The 14,429-nt window shown below is 69.7% G+C and carries 10 protein-coding genes; 9 read left to right on the plus strand and 1 reads right to left on the minus strand.

Annotation, left to right across the window (positions count from 1 at the left end; translation table 11 throughout):
* The first annotated feature begins 3 nt into the window (after nt 1-3).
* From ACOEQ2_RS00720 to ACOEQ2_RS00735, 4 genes are all read left to right on the plus strand, one after another.
* On the plus strand, nt 4-2,562 hold the full coding sequence (locus ACOEQ2_RS00720) for an AsmA family protein (protein ID WP_419729486.1): 2,559 nt from the start codon (nt 4-6) through the stop codon (nt 2,560-2,562).
* Entirely contained in the window at nt 2,559-3,695 is a 1,137-nt protein-coding gene (locus ACOEQ2_RS00725) for an ATP12 family protein (protein ID WP_419729487.1), read from the plus strand. Before ACOEQ2_RS00720 ends, ACOEQ2_RS00725 begins: the two co-directional genes overlap by 4 nt.
* A gap of 141 nt (nt 3,696-3,836) precedes the next feature.
* The gene (locus tag ACOEQ2_RS00730) at nt 3,837-4,001 is read left to right on the plus strand and encodes a hypothetical protein (protein WP_419729488.1); all 165 of its coding nucleotides are present in this window, start codon (nt 3,837-3,839) and stop codon (nt 3,999-4,001) included.
* A gap of 117 nt (nt 4,002-4,118) precedes the next feature.
* A complete protein-coding gene (locus tag ACOEQ2_RS00735; protein ID WP_419729489.1) occupies nt 4,119-4,721 on the plus strand; it encodes a nitroreductase family protein in 603 nt (200 codons plus the stop codon).
* 714 nt (nt 4,722-5,435) lie between these two features.
* On the opposite strand, the gene ACOEQ2_RS00740 is transcribed toward ACOEQ2_RS00735, so the two are convergent.
* On the minus strand, nt 5,436-6,611 hold the full coding sequence (locus ACOEQ2_RS00740) for a bifunctional 2-C-methyl-D-erythritol 4-phosphate cytidylyltransferase/2-C-methyl-D-erythritol 2,4-cyclodiphosphate synthase (RefSeq protein WP_419729490.1): 1,176 nt from the start codon (nt 6,609-6,611) through the stop codon (nt 5,436-5,438).
* 263 nt (nt 6,612-6,874) lie between these two features.
* Here ACOEQ2_RS00740 and dusB point away from each other — a divergent pair, with 263 nt between their 5' ends.
* The 5 genes from dusB to ACOEQ2_RS00765 all read left to right on the plus strand — a co-directional run bounded on the left by dusB (nt 6,875) and on the right by ACOEQ2_RS00765 (nt 14,311).
* Nucleotides 6,875-7,882, plus strand: a complete 1,008-nt coding sequence (dusB, locus tag ACOEQ2_RS00745; protein WP_419731099.1) for a tRNA dihydrouridine synthase DusB — start codon at nt 6,875-6,877, stop codon at nt 7,880-7,882.
* Nucleotides 7,883-8,049: 167 nt separating this feature from the next.
* Nucleotides 8,050-9,081, plus strand: coding sequence for a two-component system sensor histidine kinase NtrB (locus ACOEQ2_RS00750; RefSeq protein ID WP_419731100.1), 1,032 nt, complete (start codon nt 8,050-8,052; stop codon nt 9,079-9,081).
* Nucleotides 9,082-9,152: 71 nt separating this feature from the next.
* Nucleotides 9,153-10,601, plus strand: a complete 1,449-nt coding sequence (ntrC, locus tag ACOEQ2_RS00755) for a nitrogen regulation protein NR(I) (protein ID WP_419729491.1) — start codon at nt 9,153-9,155, stop codon at nt 10,599-10,601.
* Between the two features lie 130 nt (nt 10,602-10,731).
* Nucleotides 10,732-12,927 carry an ATP-binding protein gene (locus tag ACOEQ2_RS00760; protein ID WP_419731101.1) on the plus strand — a complete coding sequence of 732 codons (2,196 nt, stop codon included), beginning with the start codon at nt 10,732-10,734 and terminating at the stop codon, nt 12,925-12,927.
* Nucleotides 12,917-14,311, plus strand: coding sequence for a sigma-54-dependent transcriptional regulator (locus ACOEQ2_RS00765; RefSeq protein WP_419729492.1), 1,395 nt, complete (start codon nt 12,917-12,919; stop codon nt 14,309-14,311). The genes ACOEQ2_RS00760 and ACOEQ2_RS00765 overlap by 11 nt, the downstream gene beginning before the upstream one ends.
* Nucleotides 14,312-14,429: the final 118 nt, after the last annotated feature.

The following is a 14,429-nucleotide window of genomic DNA, read 5'->3' on the forward strand; positions in this document are numbered from 1 at the left end:
CGCATGGCGATTTCACGCGGGGTGGCCACGGCGGACACGCGCGGCAACGGTTTCCGCCGGCTGGTCCGTCCGCTCCTGCTGCTGGTGTTGCTTCTGGTGCTGGTCGTGGTGGGTGTGGCGCTGCTTGTGCAGTCGCGGCTCGATCCGGAGCAGCTGCGGCAATCCGTCGAGCGCGACGTGCTGCGGCAGACCGGCCGGCAGCTGTCGCTGGGCAGCCTGCATGTGCAGTTGCTGCCGGTGCCGACGCTCGACGCGACCCAGGTCAGCTTCGCCAACTGGGACGGCGGCCAGCGCCCGCAGATGCTGACCGCGGATGGGCTGCACGCCCACCTGGCGCTGCTGCCGATGCTCGGTCACGTGCTGCGCCTCGAGGGCCTGACGCTCGACCATCCGGCGATCCTGCTCGAACGTCGCCCGGACGGTACGGCGAACTGGCAGCTGCACAAGCAGGTCCGTCCGGAGGGCGAGCCGTCGGGGCCGGTCGGCAGCCACTCCGCACCGTGGCAGATCCAGGTCGGCAGCGCGCGGCTGCTGGATGGCAGTGTCGCCTGGAAGGATGAGCTGCACGGTTCCAGCGGCGCCGCGGAGGGTCTGCGCGGCGATGGCAGCGGCCTCGACGGCGACCATCCGGCGATCACGCTCGCGGGCATGCATGGCGGGGCGGGGTTCCTCATCGATGCCCGAACCGGCAGGCTGGACCGGCTCGACCCGAAGAACACTGTCGATGCCGGGACGCCCTGGCCGCTGCATGTGGCGGCGACCGAGCAGCTGGACGGGCACGATATCGCGCGGCTGACCGTCGATGGCAGCTTCACCGATCCCGCACGCGAGCGCGGCTACGTGCTCGACGTGGATGCCGGCACCGACCGGCTCGACGCGCTGAACGCGTTGTTCCCGCACGCGAAGCTGCCAGCGGCGCAAGGCGTGTCGCTGCGGACGCATGTGGTCGATGCGGCAGGTGCGGACGCACCTCACGGGCAGCCGGAGTTCGGCTCGCTGGCCTTCAGGGCGTCGGGTCTGCCGGCAGCCAGCCTTGCCGATCATGCCGGGGGCCGCGGCGGGCGGTTGCTGGCGTCGCTGGTGGTCGGATCGCTGTCGGTGGATGCCAGGGACCGGACGTCGCCGGTATCGGTGTCGCTGGATGGGCGTTGGCGCGACCAGCCGCTCAGCCTGCATGGCACCGCCGGCACCCTCGCCGGGTGGCAGGGCTGGGCGCACCGCGCGGACGACCACACCGTTCCGGTTGATCCGGCGACCCTGGATCTGGCCATGACGGTGGGGAAGGCCTCGGCGCAACTGCGCGGCAGCGTTGCTCGCAACAACACGGACCTCCAGCTCGAGGTGAGGGCGCCCTCGCTGCGGCAGCTGCTGGCGAGCGGCCCGGACCTGACCGATCTCGCGGTGTCGGGACACCTGCAGCTGCTGCAGGACAAGCCGATCACCCTGTCCGGCGTGAAGCTCGACTCGCGCCAGGTCGGCATGACCGGCTCGGGCAGCTGGCTCGGGGGGGCACATCCGACGCTGACCGCCTCGATCGATGCCACCCACGTCGATGTCGATGCGCTGCGGGCAGGCTGGAGCAGCGGACCGGCGGTGACACCGCAGACAGGTGCGCGCCCCATCGCACCGTCCGGACCGGTCGCAAGACCGTCCGACGCGACCGGCGACGCAGGCAGTCATGTGGTTCCGTTCGACGCGCTGAAGCTGGCCGACCTGGCGGTGCAGCTCGGTGCGCATGACGTCATGCTGGGCCGGCAGACCTACCACGACCTGAAGGCCGGGCTCTCGGTGCAGGATGGACGGCTGAGCCTGGTCCCGTTCTCGGTGACGGGTCCCGCCGGTCCGATCGCCGGCCGGCTGCAGGCCAATGCGGCCGATGACCAGGTGTCGCTGACCCTGCAGCCCTCGATGATCCGGGCCGAGACCCTGGCGTCGCTGGCCGACCGACCACCGGTGCTGCACGGCGTGCTCGAGCTGGTGGCGGACCTGCACGCGGCCGGTCCGACGCGGGAGGCGCTGCTCGGCAGCATGTCCGGGCGGTTCGGCGCCTCGCTGGTGGATGGGTCGGTGGCGAACGCGTCGCTGGCCGGCCTGGTCGGCCGGTCGGTGGGGATGCCGTCCGGAGGCGATACCGAGCTGCGCTGCCTGGCGCTGCCGGCGTCGGTAGCCGGTGGTATTGCTACGCTCTCGCCGCTGGCCTTGCAGACGAAGCGGCTCGATGTCGGCGGCCATGGCACGGTGGTGCTGGCGGATGGCCGGCTCGACCTGCATCTGATGCCGCGGCTGTCGATCGGCGTGGCCGGGGCGTCGCTGCCGGTGCATGTCGGCGGACGCCTCGACGATCCCCAGGCTGCACTCGATCCGGCGGCTCCGGGCGGTCGTTTTGCGCTGACCATCGGGCCCGGCGGTCCGGCGCCCGACCTGTGCGGACCGGCTCTCGCGGCGGCGCGCTTCGGCAATCCCGGACCGCAGCCGCCGCCCGAAGACGCCCATTCGGCGGACCGGCCGCACAAGTTGCCGAAGCCGCTCGACATCCTGCGCGGCCTCGGGCTGCTGCGTTGACCGGGGCGACCGGCCCGGCGATCGACGCATCGACCGGAGCCGTGACGAGACGGGTGTGGCGTGAGGCGGTGCACGAACCGGACGGCGACGGCTACCGGATCATGCTGGATCGCCAGCCGCTGCGGGTGGCTGGCGGGGAGCCGCTCCGGGTGATGTCAGAGATGCTGGCCCGCGCGGTGGCCCAGGAATGGTCGGAGGCCGGTGGTGCGCCCGGAGGGGTGTTCGGGCCGGACAGCCTGGCGCTCACCCGGCTGGCGGCGACCCGGCAGCAGCGTGTGGCGCCTGACCGTCGGCCGGTCATCGAGACCCTGCTCGGCTATGCCGGGAGCGACCTGCTGAGCTACCGGGCAGGGGATCCGCAAGCACTCGTGGAGTGCCAGGCGGCCGCGTGGCAGCCCTGGCTGGACTGGTGCGCCAACCGGCACGCGGCCCGCCTGCCGGTTGTCGGCGGGGTGATGCCGGTGGCTCCCATGGCCGACGCGGTGGGGGCGCTCGCCCGGGCCCTCGAGGCGCAGGACGATGCGGGATTGACTGCGCTCGGCGTGCTGGTGCCGACGCTCGGCAGCCTGGTGCTCGGGCTGGCGGTGGCGGACGGCGCGCTGGACGCGACCGAGGCCGTCCGGCTCGCTTTGCTCGACGAGCAGTACCAGCTCGAGCAGTGGGGCCCGGACGACGAGACCCTGGAACGCCATGCGGCCGTGCTGCGCGACACGCGGGAGGCTGCGCGCTTCCTGCTGCTCAGCCGACAGGAAGGCCAGGAGGGGACACGCATGACGGACATCGCCGCGATCACCGAGCGCTGGCTGATCGCCGGTCGGGTGCAGGGCGTCGGCTACCGGGCGTGGCTGGCGCAGGAAGCACGGATCCTCGAGCTCTCGGGATGGGTGCGCAATCTCGGGGACGGGCGGGTCGAGGCGCTGCTGCGGGGGCCTGCCGATGCGCTTGCACGGTTGCGGGATGCCTCGCGGCAGGGCCCACCGGCGGCGCGCGTGGATGCTGTCGAGGCCGAGCCCTGGGATGATGACGACGCCGGCCCGACGGAGTCCGGGCGGTTCAGCCACGGCCCGACAGTGCCCGGCCCGCTGTCACGCCGCGCCGTTTCAGGACAGCCGCCTGTTGCGGAACCGGAATAATATCTGCGGGTCGTATGTTGCGTTCATCATGTCGTTAGTGACGATCTGCACTGTTGCAGACGCGCACCGCACGTGACCGTTGGTTACATCTTCCGCAGCAGGTTCTTGCTAGGTCTGCATCATCACCGAGAGGATGCGACCATGGATGAAGTGCTGGCGGGTTCGGGGATTGTCGGCGGCAGCATGATGACGGGCAGCAGACGCCTGAAGCGCCGGGTGGCGATCCTGGCGGCGCGGTTCGCGATGACCTCCTGGCTGCTGCTGCTGGGGATGCCGGTCGCGGTGGTGGTGTATTCGCTCGCCTGAACCGGACCGGCTGGCCGGATCCGGGCGACGCTTGCGGTCCGGGCCGGGCCGGGTCAACTTGGACGGACCCGTCGCCCAGGACGTCTCTCCGGCGACCCTGTGCGAGGAACCCCAAGCATGACCACTGCCAATCAGCGCGTTGCCGATCATCCGATCGATCCGCGGTTCCTGGAACGATGGTCGCCGCGCAGCTTCACCGGCGAAGCGGTTCCTGAAGCGGTGCTGCTGACGCTGTTCGAGGCCGCGCGCTGGGCGCCGTCATCGTACAACTCGCAGCCATGGCGCTTCGTCTATGCGCTCCGCGACACCCCGAGTTGGGACGGCTTCCTGGGGCTGCTGAACGAGTACAACCGGTCATGGGCGAAGCAGGCGGGAGCGCTCGTCGTGCTGCTGTCGAAATCGACGCTGCTGCCGCCCGGCAAGGACCGCGAGATCCCGTCGCACAGCCATTCGCTGGATGCCGGCGCCGGCTGGGCCTACCTCGCGTTGCAGGCCTCGATCTCCGGATGGGCCGCGCATGCGATGGTCGGCTTCGACATGGACACCGCCTTCGCCCAGCTGCAGGTGCCGCAGGGCTACCGCATCGAGGCGGCGATCGCGATCGGCCGCCCCGGTGACAAGTCGCTGCTGCCGGCAGCGATGCAGGAGCGCGAGGTCCCGAATGGTCGTGTCGCGGTCGAGCAGTTCGTCATGGAAGGCCGTTTCCGCAACGAGGTGTAAGCGCGCCGCGGATACGCGACCGACGGAGCCCGGTGGCGGTGGCGACGGAAGTCTCGCTGCCGCTCGCATGCCACCGCGGGTTCCACCCGAGATGACGCACTACCAACTCGGCGCGAGGACGATCCAGCAGCCGTTCACGACGAAAGGCCTGTGGTCCCATTGTTTTGGTCTGGACGATCGCAGCGCCAGCCTGACGGCACCGAGGATCACGTTCAACCGACAGAGCCGATACATGACCAACTTGTTTCGTGACTCCTGGACCCGGGCACGCGGCACGATTCGGCATGATTCTTTTAGATCGGTCCAGAGGATTTACAGCAATCCATCATGGTGATCGCCGACCGGACCAGGACGTTACGTCGCCGAAACCCTGAAGGACCCGTCTTCGAACAAGACATTCCTGGCCGGGATGAAGGTGATAAATTCGGCGGAATGCGACGCCGACATGAACATGATCATCGCAGAATTCGGCGCCGGGAAGGGCCGAGCGCACCGAAATGGTTGCGTCTCAGCTCGACCTCGATGCGCTGATCGGACTGATCTGGAGCCCGGTCAAGCAGCCGAGCGCGGTCTCCAGCGGCAAGCCCGATCGGCCCTCCACCACGCCGCTGTTCGAGAACTTGGTATGGTCTGCCGGTACTCAGATATTCCAGTTCCGCAAGCGGAATGAGTCGTGGGTATCCCGACGTCGTTCCGTGACGACCGGCTCCGGCTCTACGGCACCAGCACGGTCGCCGAGGCCTGTGCCGCGATGCCTTCGCCGCGGCCGGTGAAGCCGAGCCGCTCGGTGGTGGTGGCCTTCACCGAAATGCGGTCGAGCTCGACGCCCAGCAGTGCGGCCAACCGCTCGCGCATCGCCGTCGCATGCGGGCCGATCTTCGGACGTTCGCAGATCAGCGTGACGTCGGCATTCACCAGCATCCCGCCCCGTGCTGCGATGCGCTCGCCGGCATGCACCAGGAAGCGGGCGCTGTCGGCGTCCTTCCAGGTATTCTCGCTGGGCGGGAAATGCCGGCCGATATCGCCCTCCGCCAGCGCGCCATAGATCGCGTCGCAGAGCGCATGGATGCCGACATCGGCGTCGGAGTGACCCGCCAGGCCACGCTCGAACGGCACGGTGATGCCGCACAGGATCAGCGCACGGCCCTCCTCGAAGGCGTGCACGTCGAAGCCGGTGCCGGTGCGCGGCAGCAGGGCAGGGCCGATCAGCCGCTCGAGTCGCACCAGGTCCTCCTCATAGGTCAGCTTGATGTTGTCTTCCGAGCCCGGCACCAGCGCCACCGTGTGGCCGGCATGCTCGAGCAGGGCGGCGTCGTCGGTGAGCTCCGAGCCGGGGTTCGCGGCGGCCTGACGGTGCAGGTCGCGCAGCAGCTCGAACCGGAAGCCCTGCGGGGTCTGGGCGCGGAACAGCGCGTGCCGGTCGACCGTCTCGACGATGAGGCTGTCCCGGGTGCGCTTCAGGGTGTCGGCCACGGCGATGCCCGGGATGGCGCCGTCATGCTCGGAGAGGGCCGCGATCACCCGGGCGATCAGCGCGGCCGGCACGTAGGGCCTGGCGCCGTCATGCACCAGCACATGCGTCGGGCGGAGGTCCGCTGGCAGGGCGTCCAGCGCCTCGAGGCCGGCATGCACGCTGGCCTGGCGTGTCGGGCCGCCCGGGATCGACGCCAGGACGGGCGCGGCATCCGGGCTGGATGACGACAGCCCGTGCAGCGCCGGGTCGAGCAGGGCGGCGTCACCGACCGGCTGCAACAACGCGACATGCGGCAGCAGCGCTTCCGCGGCGTGCCGGATGACCGGACGGCGGCCGAGGGCGATGAACTGCTTGGGGGTGGCGGCACCGTAACGGCGGCCGGTGCCCGCGGCCAGGAGGAGGGCGGCAATACGCATGGCCGGAGCAATGCGGCGCGGCGCCGGGCAGGTCAATATGGCGGTCGCATCGGGCAAGCCGGTGGTGCGACTATGTTCGGCCCCGAGGGTGGCGATTGCGTCGCCTACCGGCTTCAGCGTATTTTGCCCAAATCATGGGCAATGCATCCGAAAACAAGACAGATGGCGGGGGACAGCACGGTTCCGTGGCAGCCGACGCCCGGGGATTGCCGCCGATCGACCTCGGCGGCGTGCTGATCGAGCTGCCGGTCATCCTGGCGCCGATGTCCGGGGTCACCGACCTGCCGTTCCGCAGGCTGGCGCGCTCGCTCGGGGCCGGGCTGGTGGTGTCGGAAATGATCGCCTCGTGGGCTATGCTGCACGAGAACGCGGCGACGCTGCGGATGACGGAAATGCCCGAGGGCGACGGTCCGAACGCGGTGCAGCTGGCGGGCTGCGAGCCGGACGCGATGGCGCAGGCGGCGCGGATCGCGGTCGATCGCGGCGCCGACCTGATCGACATCAATTTCGGCTGCCCGGCGAAGAAGGTGGCGGTCGGCCAGCAGGCCGGCTCGGCATTGATGCGCGACGAGCAGCTGGCCGGCCGTCTGCTCGAGGCGACGGTGCGGGCGGTCGATGTGCCGGTCACGCTGAAGATGCGGATGGGCTGGGACCATGACAGCCTGAACGCGCCCCGCCTGGCGTCGATCGCCGAACAGTCCGGCATCCGCATGGTGACGGTGCATGGCCGCACCCGGCAGCAATTCTATACCGGCCGGGCGGACTGGGCCTTCGTGCGCCAGGTGCGCGACGCCACCCGGCTGCCGCTGATCGTCAACGGCGACATCCTGAGCGTCGAGGATGCGCGCGAGGCGCTGCGGCTGTCCGGCGCGGACGGGGTGATGATCGGCCGCGGTTGCTATGGCCGGCCATGGTTTCCGGCGCAGGTGGCGCATGCGCTGCGCACCGGCGAGGCGTTGCCGGATCCGGATCTGTCGCAGGAAAAGGCGATCGTGCTGGAGCATTACCGGGCGATGCTGTCGCATTTCGGCAGCCATCCGGGGCTTCGGCTGGCCCGCAAGCACGTCTCGTGGTACTCGGCCGGGCTGCCCGGATCGGCGATCTTCCGTGCCGGCTTCAACCGGATCGAGGAGGTTGCGGCGGCACTCGAGGCGATCGGCGCGTTCTATGACCGGCAGATCGAGAGCGGCGCCGGACGCGGCCGGTCCGTGCCGCTGCAGGACCGACACGAGCTGCAGGACCAGATGCTGCAACAGGATCGGGCAGCATGAGGGTGGCGGCGATCCGGCGCCCCCCGGCGCCCGGACCAGGGGCCGGCGACCAGGGCAGTGCGGGCGGGATCGCGGTTCGTGGTGCAGTACCGGCCCCGGTATCCAGCAGGGCCGGCAGCGGGCCCGGACCGGCCGCGATCCTGGACAGCCTGCCGGTGCCGGTGCTGATGCTCGATACCGCATGCCGCATCCGCTACGCCAACAGCGCGGCAGAGCCGTTCTTCGGCATGTCGAAATCCCAGCTGGCCCAGCTCGGCCTGTCCGACCTGCTGCCGGGCGACCATCCGCTGTTCCAGCTGATCGCGCAGGTGCGGGCGACCGGCGTGACCATCGTCGAGCACGAGCTGATGCTGGAAGGTCCGCGCCTCAGCCGCTCCGGCATCACCGTCCAGGGCGCCCCGGTCACCGACGACCCGGAGTTCCTGGCGCTGACCCTGCACGACGCATCGGCGGCACGCACACTCGACCGGCAGATGACGTTCCGCAACGCCGCCCGCAGCGTGTCGGGCATGGCGGCGATCCTGGCGCACGAGGTCAAGAACCCGCTATCGGGGATCCGCGGCGCGGCCCAGCTTCTGGAGAGCACCGTCATCGAGGGCGACCGCGAGCTCGCCGTGCTGATCCGCGACGAGGCCGACCGCATCCGCGCCCTGGTCGAGCGCATGGAGATGTTCAGCGAGAAGCCGATCGACCGAAAGCCGGTGAACATCCACCGGGTGCTGGAGCATGTCAGGCTGCTGGCCCAGCGCGGGTTTGCCGCCCACATCCGGTTCGTCGAGAACTACGACCCGTCGCTGCCGCCGGTCTGGGGCAATCGCGACCAGCTGGTGCAGGTGCTGCTGAACCTGGTGAAGAACGCCGCCGAGGCGATCACCGCCGATACCGGCAGTGGCGAAATCACGCTCTGCACCGGCTACCGGCACAGCATCCGGCTGGCGGTGCCGGGCTCGGACCAGCGCATGCACCTGCCGTTGGTGGTGACGGTGCGCGATACCGGGCCGGGGATCTCCGAGGCGATCCGGCCGCATCTGTTCGAGCCGTTCCTGACCACGAAGGTGACCGGCACCGGCCTCGGGCTCGCGCTGGCGGCGAAGATCATCGGCGACCATGGCGGGCTGATCGAGATCGACAGCCGTCCGGGGCGCACCGACGTCCGGCTGCATCTGCCGGTGCTGGTCGAGAACGAGGGCGAGCTGTAGCCGGCCCTTTTCCAGAGCCTTGAAGGCGCCCGCATCGGCGCCGGTGTAGTGTAGAGAGTGTCAAGTTTCCGATGACGTTGCCCACCGTTCTGGTCGCCGATGACGACCGCTCCATCCGGACCGTGCTCACCCAGGCGCTGGGGCGATCCGGCTACCAGGTGCGCACCACCGGCAATGCCGCAACGCTGTGGCGCTGGGTCGAGGATGGCGAGGGCGACCTGGTGATCACCGACGTGGTGATGCCGGACGAGAACGGGCTGGACCTGATCCCGCGCATCAAGCGCATCCGCCCGGAACTGCGGATCGTGGTGATGAGCGCGCAATCGACGCTGATGACGGCGGTGAAGGCAGCCCAGCGCGGCGCCTTCGAGTACCTGCCGAAGCCGTTCGACCTGAAGGAGCTGCTGTCGGTGGTGGGCCGGGCGCTGGCGGCACCGCAGCCGGCCTCGATCGACCAGAACGGCCCGGTGGATGGCGAGGAGCGGCTGCCGCTGATCGGCCGGTCGGTCGCGATGCAGGACATCTACCGGATCATCGCGCGGCTCACCACGGCCGACCTGACGGTGATGGTCAGCGGCGAAAGCGGCACCGGCAAGGAGCTGGTGGCGCGGGCACTGCATGATTACGGCCGGCGCCGGGGCGGTCCGTTCGTGGCGATCAACATGGCGGCGATCCCGCGCGAGCTGATCGAGAGCGAGCTGTTCGGGCATGAGCGCGGCGCCTTCACCGGCGCCACCAACCGCAACCAGGGACGCTTCGAGCAGGCGTCCGGGGGCACGTTGTTCCTCGACGAGATCGGCGACATGCCGCCCGAGGCCCAGACGCGGCTGCTGCGGGTGCTGCAGGAGGGCGAGTTCACCACCGTCGGCGGAAGGCTGCCGATCAAGGCGAACGTGCGCATCATCGCGGCCACCCATCGCGACCTGCGCCAGCTGATCCGCACCGGGTCGTTCCGCGAGGACCTGTTCTACCGGCTGAACGTTGTGCCGATCCGCCTGCCGCCGTTGCGCGAGCGGGCCGAGGACATCGCGATCCTGGCGCGGCACTTCCTGGAGAAGGTGCAGCAGGCCGGCCTTGGCGCGAAGAGCCTGTCGGACGAGGCCATCGAGCGGCTGCAGTCGCATCGCTGGCCGGGCAACGTGCGCGAGCTCGAGAACCTGATGCGCAGGCTGGCAGCCTTGTATCCGCAGGAGGTGATCAGCGGCGACGTGATCGGCCTGGAGCTCGCCGAGAACGCGATGCACGACGATCCGGCGGTGGTGTCGAACGAGCACGAGAAGCTGGCGCAGGCGGTCGAGCGGCACATCCGCCAGTATCTGGCCTCGAGCCAGGACGGGATGCCGATGCGTGACATCTATGACCGGGTGATCGCGGAGGTGGAGCGGCCGCTGATCCAGATGACGCTGGCCTCGACCAAGGGCAACCAGATCAAGGCGGCGGCGATGCTGGGCTTGAACCGCAACACCTTGCGCAAGAAGATCCGCGACCTCGAGATCCCGGTGGTGCGAGGCGTCGGTTGATGCGCGGTCCGACCCGATGAGGACGTGGCTGGGCCGGATCCTGGGCAGGCGCACGCAGCCCGGTGGCGGCGGCTCCCGACGGGGTTCGAGGCTTGCCGACGTGCTGCTCGGCCGGGTGGCGACGCTGACCATGGCGGCGATCGCCCTGGCGCTCGGCATCGCCACCTTCGCGGTGCTGTCGCGCGGCATGTCGCTGATCCATCGGCCGCATGTCGAGGCCGGCCTGTTCATCGGCAACCTGATCGTGCTGCTGCTGCTGGCGGCGACGCTCGTCGGCAGGCTCGGTCGGGTGGTGGCGGACCGCAAGCGCGGGCTCGCCGGCGCCCGGCTGCATGTCCGGCTGGTGATGCTGTTCGGCGTGGTGGCGGTCGCACCCACCATCGTGGTGGGCGTGTTCGCCACCGTGTTCTTCCATCTGGGCATCCAGATCTGGTTCAGCGACCGGGTGCGTACCGCACTCGACGAGGCGGTGCAGGCGAGCCAGGGCTACCTGCAGGAGCACAACAACAACATCCGCGCCGACGCCATCGCCATGGCCAACGACCTCAACCAGGCCGGCACGCTGCAATATATCGACCCCTCCACGCTCGGCAGCGTTCTGGTCGACGAGAAGAACACCCGCAACCTGAACGAAGCCGCGATCTACGACCCGCGCACCAACGAGGTTGTGGTGTCGACCGGGCTGCTCGGCGGACTGGGCGTCACGCTGCCGCCGACGTCGGCCACGATGCTGGCCCGCTCGGGCGACGTGGCGATCCTGGACAGCCCGGACGGGCAGACGGTGAGTGCGGTGATCGGCATCGGCGACGACCCGAACCCGGCGCTGATGCTGGTGATCTCACGGCCGGTGGATCCGGTGATCCTGGAGCATATGCACCACACCCAGAGCGTGGTCGCCGACTACAAGCGGCTGGACCAGAGCCGGTCTGTGCTGCAGCTCACCTTCGTGATGATCTTCGCGCTGGTGGCACTGCTGGTGCTGGCCGCCGCGGTGCTGTTCGGGCTGGTGCTGGCCAACCAGATCGCCAGGCCAGTGGGGTTGTTGATCCTGGCGGCCGAGCGGGTGCGGGGTGGTGATCTTGCGGTGCGGGTGCCGGAAGCCGACCGCGACGACGAGGTTGCCGGCCTGTCGCGCGCCTTCAACCGGATGACCGACCAGCTCTCGGCGCAGCGGCGCGAGCTGATGGCCGCATACAGCCAGATCAACGAGCGGCGGCGGTTCACCGAGGCGGTGCTGTCGGGCGTGTCCGCGGGCGTCATCGGGCTCGATGCCGACCAGCGGGTGGAGCTGCCGAACCGGGCGGCCGGCACCCTGCTGGAGACCGACCTCGCGGATGCCGTGGGTCAGCGGTTGGCCGAGGTGGTGCCGGAATTCGGGCCGTTGCTGGCGCTCGCCGGTGCACAGCCGGAGCGGGCGCAGACGGCCGAGGTGCAGCACGGCGCCGCGTCCAGCCGGCGTACGCTGCTGGTGCGGATCGGGCCGGAGATGCGGGGCGCGGTGACCGAGGGCTACGTGGTGACGTTCGACGACATCACCGAGCTGCAATCGGCGCAGCGCAAGGCCGCCTGGGCCGATGTGGCGCGCCGCATCGCGCACGAGATCAAGAACCCGCTGACGCCGATCATGCTGTCGGCCGAGCGGCTGAAGAAGCGCTTCCTGCGCGAGATCACCACCGATCCGGACACCTTCGCGCAGTGCGCCGACACCATCGTGCGCCATGTCGGCGATATCGGCCGGATGGTGGACGAATTCTCCGCTTTCGCACGGATGCCGCAGCCGATGATCCGGCCGGAGGACCTGTCGCGAATCGCCCGCGAGACGCTGATCCTGCAGAAGAGCGCGCATCCGGAGATCGGCTTCGTGGTGTCGCTGCCGGATCGCGGGCCGGTGGTGCCGTGCGACCGCCGGCTGATCGGCCAGGCGCTGACCAACCTGCTGCAGAACGCCGCCGACGGCATCGCCATGCGGCCGAAGCAGATCGACCTTCCGCTCCAGGTCGAGGTGGGAGAGGCGGATCACGCGCCGGATAGCCTCCCGACTCCGGGCGGGGAGAGCATCAGCACCATCTGGCTCAGCCTGGAGACCAGCGCCCGCGACATCCGGATCTCGGTTGCCGATGACGGGATCGGGCTGCCGACCGAAGACCGGGCGCGGCTGACGGAGCCATATGTGACGCATAAGCCCAAAGGCACCGGGCTGGGGCTTGCCATCGTCAAAAAGATCATGGAGGACCATGGGGGTTCAGTCATGCTCGACGATCGGAGCGGTGGCATGGGAGCGGTTGCGACGTTGATCTTTCCGGTGAAGCTTTCCGATGCCGCATGAGATCCTGATCGTCGATGACGAGCCGGATATCCGGCTTCTCATCGAGGGCATCCTGCAGGACGAGGGCTACGATACCCGGCTTGCGGCAGATTCCGACCAGGCGATCGCCGCCTTCCGGGCGCGGCGTCCCTCGCTGGTGGTGCTGGATATCTGGCTGCAGGGGTCTCGCCTCGACGGGCTCGGCATCCTCCAGGCGATGCAGGGCGAGGAGCCCGCGGTGCCGACCATCATGATCTCGGGGCATGGCACCATCGAGACCGCGGTGGCGGCGCTGCAGCATGGCGCATACGACTTCATCGAGAAGCCGTTCCAGTCCGACCGGCTGCTGGTGGTGGTGCGTCGTGCGCTGGAAGCCGCCCGGCTGGCGCGCGAGAACGCCGAGCTGCGGCTACGGGCGGGCCCGGAAAGCACGCTGCACGGGGAGAGCCCGTCGATCGTCGCGGTGCGTGCTCAGATCGACCGGGTGGCGCCGACCGGATCGCGGGTGCTGATCTCCGGCGCTGCCGGGTCGGGCAAGGAGGTGGCGGCCCGGATGATCCATGCGCGGTCGCGCCGTGCGGACGGCCCGTTCGTCGCACTGAATTGCGCGACGCTGGCGCCGTCCCGATTCGAGGAGGAGCTGTTCGGGATCGAGGGATCGGCCGATGGCAGCGGGGCTGCGCGCCGGACCGGGCTGCTGGAGCGGGCGCATGGCGGCACGCTGCTGCTTGACGAGGTCGCCGACATGCCGACCGAGACGCAGGGCAAGATCGTGCGCGCGCTGCAGGACCAGACCTTCGAGCGGCTGGGCGGTGCCACCCGGGTGAAGGTCGACGTGCGCGTGCTGGCGACCACCAACCGCGACCTGCAGGCCGAGATCGCCGCCGGCCGGTTCCGCGAGGATTTGTATTACCGGCTCGCCGTGGTGCCGCTGCGGGTGCCGAGCCTGCGTGAGCGCCGCGAGGACATCCCCGACCTGGCCCGGCTGTTCCTGGCGCGTTCGGCCGAGGCTGCCGGCTTGCCCGGCCGCGAGCTCTCGGCGGATGCGTTGGCGGCGCTGCAGAGCTACGACTGGCCGGGCAACTCGCGCGAGCTGCGGAACCTGATGGACTGGCTGCTGATCATGGTGCCGGGCGGCGCCGAGACCATCCGGGCCGAGATGCTGCCGCCGAGCATCGGCCAGGGTGCGCCAGCACTGCTCAAGTTCGATCCGGCGGCGGATGTGATGGGACTGCCGCTGCGTGAGGCACGCGACCTGTTCGAGACCCAATACCTGCAGGCGCAGCTGCTGCGGTTCGGCGGCAATATCAGCCGGACAGCGGGCTTCGTCGGCATGGAGCGCAGCGCGCTGCATCGCAAGTTGAAGCAGCTGGGGGTCAATTCCGAGGACCGCGTGCCCATCTGAAGACAGCAGGCCACGGCGGCACGGGTCTTGCGAGCGCGGGTTTTGCGATAGCGCTGCCGCGCTGCTAGTTAGGTGGCCAAATGGTCCAGCTGCCATGTCGGATCCGGTCATGGCAGCC

This window comes from Lichenicola sp. (assembly GCF_965198575.1).
Classification (GTDB): Bacteria; Pseudomonadota; Alphaproteobacteria; order Acetobacterales; family Acetobacteraceae; genus Lichenicola.

Coding starts and splice junctions, on each gene's coding strand:
- ACOEQ2_RS00735 (WP_419729489.1), top strand. CDS start 4,119: ATGACCACTGCCAATCAGCGCGTTGCCGATCATCCGATCGATCCGCGG.
- ACOEQ2_RS00760 (WP_419731101.1), top strand. CDS start 10,732: ATGGCGGCGATCGCCCTGGCGCTCGGCATCGCCACCTTCGCGGTGCTG.
- ntrC (WP_419729491.1), top strand. CDS start 9,153: ATGACGTTGCCCACCGTTCTGGTCGCCGATGACGACCGCTCCATCCGG.
- ACOEQ2_RS00730 (WP_419729488.1), top strand. CDS start 3,837: ATGGATGAAGTGCTGGCGGGTTCGGGGATTGTCGGCGGCAGCATGATG.
- ACOEQ2_RS00720 (WP_419729486.1), top strand. CDS start 4: ATGGCGATTTCACGCGGGGTGGCCACGGCGGACACGCGCGGCAACGGT.
- ACOEQ2_RS00750 (WP_419731100.1), top strand. CDS start 8,050: ATGCTCGATACCGCATGCCGCATCCGCTACGCCAACAGCGCGGCAGAG.
- dusB (WP_419731099.1), top strand. CDS start 6,875: ATGTCCGGGGTCACCGACCTGCCGTTCCGCAGGCTGGCGCGCTCGCTC.
- ACOEQ2_RS00765 (WP_419729492.1), top strand. CDS start 12,917: ATGCCGCATGAGATCCTGATCGTCGATGACGAGCCGGATATCCGGCTT.
- ACOEQ2_RS00740 (WP_419729490.1), bottom strand. CDS start 6,611: ATGCGTATTGCCGCCCTCCTCCTGGCCGCGGGCACCGGCCGCCGTTAC.